At 42.5% G+C, this 12,318-nt stretch carries 11 protein-coding genes; 6 read left to right on the forward strand and 5 right to left on the reverse strand.

Going from position 1 to position 12,318, the window contains the following annotated elements; translation table 11 throughout:
* Positions 1–134 precede the first annotated feature (134 nt).
* A complete protein-coding gene (locus ACERC6_RS05550) occupies positions 135–1,583 on the forward strand; it encodes a C13 family peptidase (RefSeq protein ID WP_373628106.1) in 1,449 nt (482 codons plus the stop codon).
* 247 nt (positions 1,584–1,830) lie between these two features.
* Entirely contained in the window at positions 1,831–3,171 is a 1,341-nt protein-coding gene (gdhA, locus tag ACERC6_RS05555; protein WP_284674079.1) for an NADP-specific glutamate dehydrogenase, read from the forward strand.
* Between the two features lie 279 nt (positions 3,172–3,450).
* Here the strand turns inward: gdhA and ACERC6_RS05560 are convergent, their stop codons facing one another.
* The 4 genes from ACERC6_RS05560 to ACERC6_RS05575 all read right to left on the reverse strand — a co-directional run bounded on the left by ACERC6_RS05560 (position 3,451) and on the right by ACERC6_RS05575 (position 7,435).
* A complete protein-coding gene (locus ACERC6_RS05560) occupies positions 3,451–4,293 on the reverse strand; it encodes a sulfite exporter TauE/SafE family protein (protein ID WP_284674080.1) in 843 nt (280 codons plus the stop codon).
* A 19-nt stretch (positions 4,294–4,312) separates the two neighbouring features.
* Positions 4,313–4,501, reverse strand: a complete 189-nt coding sequence (gene ccoS / locus ACERC6_RS05565) for a cbb3-type cytochrome oxidase assembly protein CcoS (RefSeq protein ID WP_284674081.1) — start codon at positions 4,499–4,501, stop codon at positions 4,313–4,315.
* A 196-nt stretch (positions 4,502–4,697) separates the two neighbouring features.
* A complete protein-coding gene (locus ACERC6_RS05570; RefSeq protein WP_373628107.1) occupies positions 4,698–6,158 on the reverse strand; it encodes a protein adenylyltransferase SelO family protein in 1,461 nt (486 codons plus the stop codon).
* Between the two features lie 95 nt (positions 6,159–6,253).
* Entirely contained in the window at positions 6,254–7,435 is a 1,182-nt protein-coding gene (locus tag ACERC6_RS05575) for a fatty acid desaturase (RefSeq protein WP_284674084.1), read from the reverse strand.
* Between the two features lie 355 nt (positions 7,436–7,790).
* Between ACERC6_RS05575 and ACERC6_RS05580 the strand changes: the two genes are divergently transcribed.
* Complete coding sequence (locus tag ACERC6_RS05580; RefSeq protein ID WP_373628108.1) at positions 7,791–8,402, forward strand: TetR/AcrR family transcriptional regulator; 612 nt, start codon at positions 7,791–7,793, stop codon at positions 8,400–8,402.
* Between the two features lie 178 nt (positions 8,403–8,580).
* On the opposite strand, the gene nhaA is transcribed toward ACERC6_RS05580, so the two are convergent.
* Positions 8,581–9,804, reverse strand: coding sequence for a Na+/H+ antiporter NhaA (gene nhaA, locus ACERC6_RS05585; RefSeq protein ID WP_373628109.1), 1,224 nt, complete (start codon positions 9,802–9,804; stop codon positions 8,581–8,583).
* 124 nt (positions 9,805–9,928) lie between these two features.
* Between nhaA and ACERC6_RS05590 the strand changes: the two genes are divergently transcribed.
* The 3 genes from ACERC6_RS05590 (at position 9,929) to ACERC6_RS05600 (ending at position 12,263) form a co-directional block, all read left to right on the forward strand.
* Entirely contained in the window at positions 9,929–10,069 is a 141-nt protein-coding gene (locus tag ACERC6_RS05590) for a hypothetical protein (protein ID WP_373628110.1), read from the forward strand.
* 140 nt (positions 10,070–10,209) lie between these two features.
* Positions 10,210–11,496: a bifunctional phosphopantothenoylcysteine decarboxylase/phosphopantothenate--cysteine ligase CoaBC gene (coaBC, locus tag ACERC6_RS05595; protein ID WP_284674088.1), complete on the forward strand. Its 1,287-nt coding sequence runs from the start codon at positions 10,210–10,212 to the stop codon at positions 11,494–11,496.
* Positions 11,493–12,263 carry a TSUP family transporter gene (locus ACERC6_RS05600; protein WP_373628111.1) on the forward strand — a complete coding sequence of 257 codons (771 nt, stop codon included), beginning with the start codon at positions 11,493–11,495 and terminating at the stop codon, positions 12,261–12,263. The genes coaBC and ACERC6_RS05600 overlap by 4 nt, the downstream gene beginning before the upstream one ends.
* Positions 12,264–12,318 lie beyond the last annotated feature (55 nt).

Raw genomic sequence — 12,318 nt, forward strand, 5'->3', positions numbered from 1 at the left:
GTTATCTTGTTGAGCTGATTTAAGGTGTTGATAAATTTATCTTGCTTAGATGATGCTATTTTGAGAAAATAGGCTGTTTGGTAGATGTATCGTTAATCATCAATCCACCCACTAACCTTAAAAAAGAGTTCGCCTTGCCGTTATCTGAATCATCTTTAAAATTTGAATCCGTACCAGGGTTTGCCAGTCTATATTCTAATATCTTAGCTGCATTAAAAATGCTGGTTGGTAGTACTCGTGCATTTTCGCTGGTTAAGCCAACTTTTGGGCAGTTTATATTATTCTTATTGACAGCTTCAGGGTCAAACATTTTGTTTGGCTACTTGTCGGCACATGAAAGTGGCTATTTTAATGAACAAGGACTCATCAGTTATCTGATTTGGCCAGTCATTATCTTGGTGGCAGGCATCATTTTGGCAAAACGCACGATGAACTATTCGTTATTGTTTGTGCCTGTGATTTTGTGGCTGACTGCTGATACGATGCTTGTGTTATCACAAAGTGCCATCCAATTTTTGGATATTAAGGGTCTGCTGCCATCATCTTTATATGGTATTTTGCCTAATTTATTCATGTTGCTGTTTGTATGGCAGACGGCATCGTTGTTGTGGATTTTTGCCAAAAAGCTACATTGGCAGTGGTGGGAGCGACTGTTGATGATTGCTGGTGCGGTAGCATTACTGATTGTCTGGCAAAAAAACACCGCCGACCAACCGATTTTTAAGGTTAAGGAAGTTGTACCAACGCTAAGTGAGCAGCAGTTCTATGAGCAGTCAGCACTGCTGGAGCAAAAGCTATCTGCCATCGCCAAGGGGGTTAAGGGTAAGAGTGAGTGGTATTTTGTGGGGGTGGCAGGTTATGCAGAACAAAATGTCTTTGCCAAAGAAATTGAACAAGCACATCAGCTGTTTGAAGCTCGTTTTGGGGTAAAAGATCGTGCACTCATGCTGATTAACAACTTGTACACTTGGGATACTCATCCCATCGCCAGTCGCACAAGTTTGGCTCAGTCGCTAAAGAATATCGGCACAAAGATGAATCCTAATGAAGATGTGCTATTTTTGACATTAAGTTCACATGGGGCGGTTGATGAATCAGGTAGTATATTGGGGGATTTGGTGATGACTAACCCTCCTTTGACGCTTGACTCCATTGATCCTGTGTGGCTTCGTGGAGCACTTGATGCATCAGGTATTCGCTGGCGTGTTATTGTGGTGTCATCGTGCTATTCAGGGTCGTTCATTCAGGCTTTATCAAGTCCGACTACCGCCATCATTACCGCCAGCCGACCTGATCGTGCATCTTTTGGTTGTAGCAATGACGCTGACATGACTTATTTTGGTCGAGCATTTTTTGCAGAGAGTATGCGTGAACAAACGACGTTAACTGGAGCATTCTCTCAGGCTCGTCGCCGTATTGGCGAGCGAGAAGCACTCATGGGATTTGAGCCATCTGAACCGCAAATGGTGATGGGAGCGATGATGCAAATCGCTTTACCTGAGCTTGAAAAAACATTGTTTGATCGCACCAATAGCCTAAGTGTAAAGTTGCCTAAGTTTGATCACCTAGAGATTGTTAAATAAAAAAATCCTGCCTAATGGCAGGGTTTTTTATGGATTAACTCTTTGGAATGATTAAAGTATATATTTGATAAAACTAATTGATGAGTTGATATATATCATAAATTCAGATATATGTATAAAAAATTGTGAATAATGTTTGCATTTTATTTAATTTTTGACTATATTATCTTTGCTAATAAAGGCATTAACAGAAATTATGAATTTCTATTAATAAAATATTTTTTATTGTCAACACAGGAAGATTGCCATGACTATTCAAGCTACTATCGCTAAAATTGAGCAAAACTACGCTCATCAGCCAGAATTTATCCAAGCTGTTAAAGAAGTTGCCATGACTATCGAGAAGGTCTATGGCGATAACCCAAAATACGAAGCCTTGCAGGTATTTGAACGCCTATGTGAGCCTGATCGTATCATCTCATTCCGTGTAAACTGGGAAAACGATAAGGGTGAGATTCAAGTAAACCGTGGCTGGCGTGTACAGTTTAGCAATGCCATCGGCCCTTATAAAGGCGGTATCCGTTTCCACCCAACCGTAACCGAAGGCACTCTAAAATTCTTAGGTTTTGAGCAAATTTTCAAAAATGCCCTAACTGGTTTGCCAATGGGTGGTGCTAAGGGTGGTTCAGACTTTGACCCTAAAGGCAAGAGCGAGGCTGAGATCCGCCGTTTTTGCTACGCATTCATGCGTGAGCTTCATAAAAATGTCGGCAAAGATATGGATGTGCCTGCAGGCGATATCGGTGTGGGCGGTCGTGAAGTGAACTATATGTTTGCGATGTACAAAAACCTAACTCGTGAGTTTGAGGGGGTGCTAACTGGTAAAGGCGTAGGTCATGGTGGTTCGCTCATTCGTACTGAGGCGACAGGTTATGGACTTGTTTACTTCCTTGATAATATGCTAAAAGTCAACAACGATAGCCTAGAAGGCAAAACCGTCCTAGTATCAGGTGCAGGTAATGTGGCACAGTACGCTGCCGAAAAATGCCTACACTTGGGTGGTAAAGTCATCACTTTCTCTGACTCAAAAGGCACGCTTGTTGATAAAGATGGTTTCACCCAAGAGAAGATTGACTGGGTTAAAGCTCACAAAGAAAATGGCAAAGCTTTGGCTGACTATGTATCAGAGTTTGGTGGCGAGTGGTTAGAAGGTCAAAAGCCTTGGCAGTTTGATGCTGAAGTGGCTCTGCCTTGTGCCACCCAAAACGAAGTTAATGCTGACAATGCCAAAGCCCTTGTGAAGCATGGCGTCAAATATGTTGGCGAAGGTGCAAATATGCCACTGACAGCCGAAGCGATTGATATTGTGCGTGACAATGGCATCGCTTATGCTCCTGGTAAAGCTGCCAATGCTGGCGGTGTGGCGGTATCTGGTCTTGAGATGAGCCAAAACTCAGTGCGTAAGTACAAGTCTTTTGAGGATTTGGATTTGGAACTTCAAAAAATCATGAAAAATATTCATGAAAGTGCCAAGGCTGCTGCTGAAGAGTACGGCACAACCGAAGGTGCGATTGACTATATGACAGGTGCTAATGTGGCAGGCTTTACCCAAGTTGCCAATGCACTTGTGGCTTACGGTTATCTATAATCGCTCTTTTGTTAATGAATAAATACTATTAACAAGTTTTACTAAAATAAACACCCCAAAAGCCAGATGCCTTTGGGGTGTTTTTTATGACAACATATAATCATCTGTTATAAGGCATGATTTATGACGGATTATCTGTGAAGAATTATAATCTTGGTGGCATGATTGAATCAAACTAAAGCAAAAGATGGCTTTACCAAGAGCTCACCCCAACCAAAAGGCATCAGAAGTTGGAGTGATTGGTTGATTTAATTCTTGGGCAATGATGATTTATGATATTTAATGTGTGTGATGCGAGCTGTGATTTTGATGTTGGGTATGGCTGTGATTGTCTTGCGTGTGATGGTGTTCAGTAAAGCTATGCTCGGTGTGATGATTGTGAATATGATGTTGGTGGTTGCCAACGAAATGACCATGCCCAGTGTGGTCGTGTCCGTGCATCATGTGCATGATGGTGGGCGATAAAGCAACCAAAATCCCTGATATTAGCATTAATGCACCACTGAACTTGCGTAGGTTGAATTTTTTTACCGTTTTTTGCAAAAAGGCAAGTATGCTATCAGTAGCGATAAGCATCGGCAGTGAACCTAAGCCAAAAAATAGCATGAATGTCGCACCAACCAAAGCATGGGTATGTAGGCTTGATATGCTGACCGCCATAACCAATGCACCATACACTAAACCACAAGGCAAAAACCCCCACAATATTCCTGCTAAAAATGCCTTAGAAGGACTATCAATGGGCAAGACCTTTTGACGCACTGGAGCAAGTTTGTTCCATAGTCCTAGACCTAATTTTTCAAGGCGGTTTAAAGCAGGTAAGCCAAGCATGAGCAGGGCAGCAAAGATGAGAGCCGCTCCAAGCAAAATTCGTGGCATGGCGTTATTTGTTAAAAATGGTGCAATGAGCTGGCTACCTATAAGCGTTGCCAACACGCCCAATGCCATATAACTGGTCAGTCTGCCAAGATGATAAGTGGCAACCAAAAGTCTTCTTTTGGCGGGTGAAAGATGTCGCATTGAGATGCCAAATGCAGTAACAATACCACCACACATACCCAAGCAATGTGGCGAACCAAAAAAGCCCATAGCAAGGGCTGCCAGTAATAAAGAAGCTGTCATGAACCACCTTCAGGATATGTTAATTTACATGGTTGTTTGGATTGTTGGCTAGGGATTTTCGGCGTGCTTGCCTGTCATCTAAGATAATCTGTTCTGGTGCGTTGTCTAGGTCTTCAAACTGATTGGATTTCACAGCGTACCAAATCGCCCAAATCGCCACAATGAACAAGATAAGACTTAAAGGAATGAGCAAGTAGATACTAGGCATAATAATCCTTGTTATAAATTGATGACAAACTGCCAATCATCATGATATGGCTTTATTATAACATACTATGGCAGGTATTACCAATAAAGAGCTTGCTTATGAGTGATTTTTTACTGGGCGACCACAATGGCACATGGCAGATGGTGCAGGCTTTTAATGGTTTTGGTTGCATTGCCATGATTGTTGATTGCATTTATCAAGACATACAGCTGATGGGTAGCATATCGTGCTGTTGTGTGGGCAGTGTATCACTGGGTTTGGCAATATCTTGCACCGTAAATGGTGTCTTTAGTAGCTGAAATAACCGCCCAATCTCGCCAAAATCCCCTGCTAGCACGGCATCTATTGCGTCTTGTGCCATACTATTTCTAAGTATGTACACAGGATTGGTTTGTTTCATAAGACAGGTGGCATCTGTTTTATTTGTGGTGTGTTCGATGAGCTGTATGTATCTTGTCGTCCAATCCATCCATGAAGTTTGACCATCTTGAGCGTCTATCTCTGCTGTGAGTGTGTCTAATAGTGCTTGCTCGTGTGGCGATGGCATATTATCCACTAGGGCAATGAGTGCCCGAAAACTGTTGGTATAATCAAGTTCATAAGTTTTTAAGAGACTTACAAATTCATAGGCAAGATTGACGCTGTCTTGGTGATGAGGCAGTCCTAATTTTTTGCATATCCCTTCATTATAAGTATGATAAAAAGTCTCTTGGTAACTATCCAGGCTTGCCATCATGGTTTCTTGTTTTATTGACAGCAAGGCAAAGCAAGATAGCCATTTTTGTAAATTCCAATGCCCAATGGTTGGTTGGTTTTGATAGGTATAGCGACCATGATGGTCGGAGTGGTTATTGATCCAAGTTGGGTTAAACCGCTCCATCATGCCAAAAGGACCAAAGTCTAGTGTTGAGCCTGTAATGTTTAGGTTGTCTGTGTTCATCACACCATGACTAAAGCCGATAAGCTGCCAATGGGCGATGAGCTTGGCGGTATTTTGACAAACCTGTTTTAAAAATTCATCAAGGTCATTTTTGGGTAAATGTGGATAATAAGTTGCAAGCATCTCGTAGGTAAATTCGCTAAATAGCTTAGGCTGGTATGCTGCAATCCATTCAAAATGCCCAAAACGCACATGGCAATCATTGACTCGTAGCAGGCTTGCGGCTTTGACCATCTGTATGCGAGCAATCAGCGTGTCTGAGACAACAAAACCTAAAGCGTTTGAACTTTTGATGCCTAGGCTAGATAGGGCATGACCGCCTAGATATTCACGCACGGTACTATCGACCATCGCTCGCCCATCACCAAAGCGAGAAAAAGGCGTGCGTCCTGAACCCTTTAAGTGCAGGTCGGTGAGTTTGCCATCTTTATTAATAACTTGAGTGAGTAATAGACCTCGTCCATCGCCAAGCTGTCCTGCCCATTGTCCAAACTGATGTCCTGCATAAACCATCGCCAATGGACAAAACTCATCAGCAAAAGCATTATTATCTCCACCAATGATGCCTTGCCAATCAAGTGCGTCAAAGGGAATATCAAAAATACGCTCATACAAGTCATGATTAAAATGCACCAGTAAGGGATTTTCTAGCGGTAGGGCGGCTTGCCTGTGGTATAAGATGGGGTCTAGAGTGAGATAATGATGATGGTATTTCATGGGTATGCTCGTTAATTTAGCCCATTGTATCACAAACAGCCATAAAAAACCCTTTGTCATTGAACAAAGGGTAAGGAGAAAAACGATGTTGGTACTTATTGGACCGATTTACCTTTTAACTGCAAGTAAGCATTCTCAATGCGTTCACTGTGTGCCAAGATTTTGGCTTCTACTTGAGCAAATTGTTCCTTTAATTTCTCATCGGCTTCATGCAGACGATTGACAAATTCGGTACGCTTAAGTTCAACAGATTTTGCTTTTAGAGCGTGCCATTCTTCTACCGTTTGGGTGAACGCATCATATTCGGCACTGATGCGTTCTTTAAAGGCAAGCAGGCGATCATCTAGACTCTTTTCGTTGCTTTTTTCAATGCGAGCTTGGGCACGCTTGAACTGCATGATGACTTCGGCGTGCTTGATGGTTACATCATCAACTCGTTTTAGGTCTTTGGCAAGTCCGACTTTGTGTAGCATGCTGATGAACCATTTGGTTGGGTCGTATTGCCACCATTTTACGCCATTGCGATAGTCATATTGAAAGTAATGATGGTAGTTATGATAACCTTCACCCCAAGTAAAGATGGCAAGAATTGGGTTGTCTCGTGCGGTGTTTTCATCAGTATATGGTCTGCTGCCAAACATATGGCACAGCGAGTTGATAAAAAAGGTGAAGTGATGAGTTAGCACCATACGAAGCAGACCTGCAATTAAAAAAGTGCCAAGCATATCGCCCGTCAATATACCTGCCAAACCAACCACCACGATATTGGTTAAGATTACCCAGATGCCATAATATTTATGCTGAAGTTGTAGTAGTTTATCTTTTTTAAGGTCGGGAATATTTTTGTAGTCGTATTGACCGCTTGGATATTTACGAAGCATCCAATTCATATGGCTAAACCAAAAACCACGCTGTGATGAGTATGGGTCATCATACTCATCGTCAACATGACGATGATGGGTTCTGTGTCCAGAACACCAGTCAAAGGCTGAACTCTGTACAGCTAAGGTTGCCCCAAGCAACAAGAAGTATTTGATGATGGGGTGTGCCTCATAGGATTTGTGTGCCCATAGGCGATGATAACCTGCTGTAATGGATAGCCCTGTCCACGCCATAAAGAAAGCAAAAGCTGTCCAAACGGCAGGATTGACACCATGTGTCCACAGATACCAAGGCACAAGTACGATGGCAAGCAGCGGGGTTGATAGCAAGACAATGGCTGGCACCCAGTTGATGGGGGCGTTCTCAAAGGCTTGCGGATTTCTTTCGACGCTCATGTTGGGGTCCTGTTGGTCAAAATAGACTGGAATGATGGTTAGTAATATTATTATATTGTAGCCTAATTTTTTAAAAAAGTGAACATTTATTCACATTAAATTAACTGAACTTTGTCAATGTTATTATTGATTTTATCAATCATATCGTAAATTTTGATTGGCGGTGGCTTTTGAGAGTTTTTCGATGAATTTTTAAGAAGTTTTTGGTGAAATTGGTGTTTTTTGTGGTGTGAGTTTGTTATAATTTTTTGTTAGCTTGCTTGCTAGACAACAGACGCTTTTGGGCATTGTAGAGATTGTATTTACTAACTGGTTGATGCAGGCAGCTACTTGGTTTAATTTTGTAAGGACTGATATGTCAAATCGCAAGGAATTATTTGAAATTAGGGAGACTAAAATCCTGCAAGCTGCTGAGCAACTCATCTTAGAATCAGGCGAAGGCGATTTGACATTAGATAGCTTAGCGTGGCATTTGGATTTGGCAAAAGGCACACTGTACAAGCATTTTGCCAGTAAAGATGAACTGTTACTTAGGATTCTCATTGACCATGAAAAACGGCTATTCGCCATGAATCAGACCCAAGATGGGGCGGCAGCAGGCGTTGCTCGCATGGTATTACAACAACTACGACTGCCACAACGAGCGATGCTGTTTAACCATATTGAAGAGAGTCTGGCGGGTACATCGTCAGGGCTTAATAAGATATTTGCCGAGCTATATCGTATCCGCCGTGAACGCATGAAAAGACTGCTTGAAATCGCTGAACAGTATCTAAAGGAACAAAAAAGTGCGATGACGGTGCGAGATTATGTGGCGAGCATTTGGGCGGTCGGTCAAGGCGGTGCAGGATTGCTCAATTCAAGTTTTTATCAGCGGTATTTGGGTAGTAGGGAGACTTTAAAATATGCTCTTGTGCAACAACTGCTTGATTTACCAAAACTGTATCCACTTGATCGTGCTGATTGATGAGTCTGACGCTTGTCATCATGCTTGCTTTGGCAGGCTTTGTTTTTGATATTTTGACAAAAATGGCGTCAGCATGATTGTTGATGCTGACGCCAGTCATGGGTTGTTTGTGTTTATTTATAAGGATGGTTTTTGACACGCTAAAAGTCGGTAAGTCTAGATTGATATTGCTTCATCATCAAGATTGCCCACTGGTTCCTAGATACATACCGTCATTTTTAGCAAGGATTGGGTGATCGGTATCTTTAATATTGGCTCTTAACATCATGTAGCCTGCAACACCAGAGATGAGCGAACCTAAGATGATGCCTAATCGTGGGTCGTAATCTTCAGGAATGCCACCAAAGGCAAGACTCGATATGAATAGCGACATGGTAAAGCCGATACCGCACAGCAGTGATACCCCATATATCTGTTTAAGATTTGTCCCTTTGGGTAGTTGTACTAAGCCTAATTTTACCACCAAGAGTACAGGTAGCATAACGCCAATTTGCTTGCCGACAAATAGACCTAGTGCAATACCTAACGGCACACCATGAATAAGACTATCTAAATTCGTACCGGCAAGAGAAATACCTGCATTGGCAAAAGCAAATAGTGGCAAGATACCAAAGGCAACGGTGTTGTGCAAGTCGTGCTCTAGCTCTTCTAATGGCGAGTGTTCTGGGTCTTTTTTATTGCGAAGTGGGATAAAGAGTGCCAACAACACCCCTGCCAATGTTGCGTGTACGCCTGATTTTAACATTGCAGCCCACAACACCGCACCGATCAGTAGATAGGGCGTTAAACGCACAACATTAAGGCGGTTTAAGATGAATAAAAACGGCAGACAAACAGCCGCAATACCTAGCGAAACCAAGGACAGCTCGGAGGTGTAAAATAGTGCGATGATAATGATTGCCCCCAAGTCATCAAAAATGGCGATGGATACCAAAAATACTTTTAGGGCGTTGGGTACTCGGTTACCAAGTAGGCTTAATACGCCGATAGCAAAGGCAATGTCGGTGGCAGTTGGAATCGCCCAGCCTTGCATGGCAATGGCATTACCGTGATTTAGTCCTGTATAAACTAAGGCGGGAGCTATCATACCACCTACTGCACATAAGGCAGGCAGGATAATCTGCTTGACATCAGACAGCTCGCCAATGAGGGCTTCTCGCTTTAGCTCTAGCCCCACCAAAAAGAAAAAGACTGCCATTAGTCCATCGTTAATCCAATGATGGGCATCTTTATTGATGCTAAATTCGCCAATCTGAACCACAACGGGGGCATGAATAAAGCTGTTATAAAAGTCATACAAGGGTGAGTTAGCGACAATCATTGCCAAGATAGCAGCGACCGCCAACACAATGCCTCCAGCGGCTTCTAATTCAAAAAATGCTTTAATTCGGTTCATTGGCATAAGTATTATTCTCTTGACTAAAAAATAAACAATCTTAGAAATATATCATAAAAACTGATGGGGCTAAAGGTCTTTTATGATATTTTGCGTAAAAAATTATAAAAAATATCATTTTATGCTTTTGATGAGTAGACTAGAATTTGATGGCGTCTATGGCAAAATCACGGCGAGCGGTATTGAGCATTTGCCAACTGATTGCGTTATTAACTTGGCAATAAAAACCGTCAGCTTGTTGGTTGGGCTACTAAAATTACAACTGGTCTGATGACCTGATATTTTATTGGTATTAAAAAATAGGACAGGCTAGATAAAACATCAATCATACTAGGTAGGGCAAAAGCGTTCCACACCCACGCCTAATCTGTGCTAAAATATGCACTATTTTTAACCTTTACATCTCTTATAATGAATCACGCCTTCCAGACCAAAAATATACTCCTTGCCATCACAGGTGGTGTCGCCGCTTATAAATCTGCTGCTCTTGCTCGCTTGCTCATGAAGGCGGGGTGCAATGTGCGTGTCATGATGACTGATGCGGCGTGCCAGTTCATCACGCCTTTAACTTTGCAGGCATTGACGGGTCAAGAGGTGCATACTCAGCTACTTGATGAGCAAGCAGAGCGAGGCATGGGGCATATTGAGCTTGCCAAGTGGGCAGATGTGGTGGTGATTGCCCCTGCTACAGCCAATATGATTGGTAAACTGGCTGGTGGCTTAGCAGATGATTTGGTGGGTACGGTGTGCTTGGCAACTACCGCACCAATTTTGATTGCCCCTGCGATGAATCAGGCGATGTATGGACAAAAAGTCGTCCAAGAAAATCTGCATAAATTACAAAAATTTGGTCATATAATCCTAAATCCTGACAGTGGCGAGCAGGCGTGTGGCGATGTGGGAGCTGGCAGATTGCCCGAACCTGAAGATTTGTGCGAGCGAATTTTGGGTTATTTGCGTCGTTGTTCGATACCCCAAAATTTGACAGGCAAGACCGTTGTTATCACCGCAGGGGCGACAGTAGAATCCATTGACCCTGTGCGTTACCTATCCAACCATTCTACAGGAAAAATGGGCTATGCCATCGCTCGTGCCTGTCTGGATATGGGTGCAAAGGTTATTATTATTGCAGGTAAATCGGTTCATCTGCCCACGCCAATAGGTGCGGATAAAATCACCATCACAACGGCAGATGAGCTGTTGGTTGCTTGTCAAAGTGTGATGCGTGATGATGGCGATACCATCTTTATCGCCACCGCTGCCGTTGCTGATTATAAAGTCAAAACTGTCGCTACCCAAAAAATCAAAAAAAATGCTGATAATGACGCTCTGGTCTTAGAGCTTGTCAAAAATCCTGATGTGCTTGCCACTATTGCCAAAGAATTCCCCCGTGCTTTTATGGTTGGGTTTGCTGCTGAGACTCAAGATACCGAAAATTATGCCAAATCCAAGCTTGTCAGTAAAAACTTGGACATGATAGCGGTAAACGATGTGTCAGATACTTCCATTGGCTTTGGTGCAGATGATAATGCCATGACGGTGTTTTTTGCTCAAGCCTACGCCAAAGACAAAAGACTACTTGCTAAGGCAAGCAAAGATGATATCGCAGCTCAGCTTGTTTTGATGATTGGTGAAACAATGCTGTTAAAACAAGCCCAATTTAATCAACAAAGCCAAGCTAAGAGCATGATAGTATGAAAACCTTGACGCTGGAGGTGTGGTTGCTCGCCTTATTTTTGGTGGCGTCATTATTGCATGGTATTGCAGGCATGGGTTTTCCGCTCATTACTATTGGTGCATTAAGCTCGCCTTATGGTTTGGCAGAAGCGATTATCATTGTGCTGATACCAACAGCGGTGTTAAACCTAATTGCATGGCTGTTTGGCAATGGTAGTATTTGGCATAACTTTAGCCATTACCTTAGAAAATACTGGATGTTGATTGTTGTTTCGGTGATTGGTAGTGCTTTGGGTGTGTATCTGCTACTTGTTATGAACTCAGCATATCTGATGTTGACGTTGGTCGCTGCGGTGCTGTGGTACGCCATCATGAGTCTTTTGGGTAAAAAAATCGTTCTGCCTAATAACCTAGTATCATTGATGATAATTGGTCTGGTTGCAGGTGTGATTGGTGGGGCGACCAACGCCATGCCATCGGTGTTATTGATGTACTTATTATCCATCAGTGATGATAAATTTACCATCATCAAGCTAGGCAATCTATGCTATTTTGTTAATAAACTAGTACAAGCCATCATTTTAAAAGATGCCATCATGAGCGTGCCAAGCCAAACTTGGGTTGTGATTGCTTTCTTAACGGTGTTGTCTGTGGTAGGGATTGTGCTTGGTGGACGGCTTGGCAGTTGTTTACCCAAAGAAAAATTTCGCTTATTGACTTTGGTGATTTTGTTGCTACTTGGCATAAAAGTTGGTTATCAAGCGGTGCAAATGCTATGGTTATCTTAGTGGCGGATTATTTTGGTGTGGGTCTTTCACAAAACATAAAAATTGATTGGCAAAT

Origin of the sequence: Moraxella sp. E33BD, from assembly GCF_041807865.1 — a bacterium.
Taxonomy (GTDB): Bacteria; Pseudomonadota; Gammaproteobacteria; order Pseudomonadales; family Moraxellaceae; genus Moraxella; species Moraxella haemolytica.

What these genes read in the sequence shown, in the direction of transcription:
- gdhA (WP_284674079.1), top strand. Translation starts at nt 1,831, where the DNA reads ATGACTATTCAAGCTACTATCGCTAAAATTGAGCAAAACTACGCTCAT.
- ACERC6_RS05560 (WP_284674080.1), bottom strand. Translation starts at nt 4,293, where the DNA reads ATGACAGCTTCTTTATTACTGGCAGCCCTTGCTATGGGCTTTTTTGGT.
- ccoS (WP_284674081.1), bottom strand. Translation starts at nt 4,501, where the DNA reads ATGCCTAGTATCTACTTGCTCATTCCTTTAAGTCTTATCTTGTTCATT.
- ACERC6_RS05570 (WP_373628107.1), bottom strand. Translation starts at nt 6,158, where the DNA reads ATGAAATACCATCATCATTATCTCACTCTAGACCCCATCTTATACCAC.
- ACERC6_RS05575 (WP_284674084.1), bottom strand. Translation starts at nt 7,435, where the DNA reads ATGAGCGTCGAAAGAAATCCGCAAGCCTTTGAGAACGCCCCCATCAAC.
- ACERC6_RS05580 (WP_373628108.1), top strand. Translation starts at nt 7,791, where the DNA reads ATGTCAAATCGCAAGGAATTATTTGAAATTAGGGAGACTAAAATCCTG.
- nhaA (WP_373628109.1), bottom strand. Translation starts at nt 9,804, where the DNA reads ATGCCAATGAACCGAATTAAAGCATTTTTTGAATTAGAAGCCGCTGGA.
- ACERC6_RS05590 (WP_373628110.1), top strand. Translation starts at nt 9,929, where the DNA reads ATGAGTAGACTAGAATTTGATGGCGTCTATGGCAAAATCACGGCGAGC.
- coaBC (WP_284674088.1), top strand. Translation starts at nt 10,210, where the DNA reads ATGAATCACGCCTTCCAGACCAAAAATATACTCCTTGCCATCACAGGT.
- ACERC6_RS05600 (WP_373628111.1), top strand. Translation starts at nt 11,493, where the DNA reads ATGAAAACCTTGACGCTGGAGGTGTGGTTGCTCGCCTTATTTTTGGTG.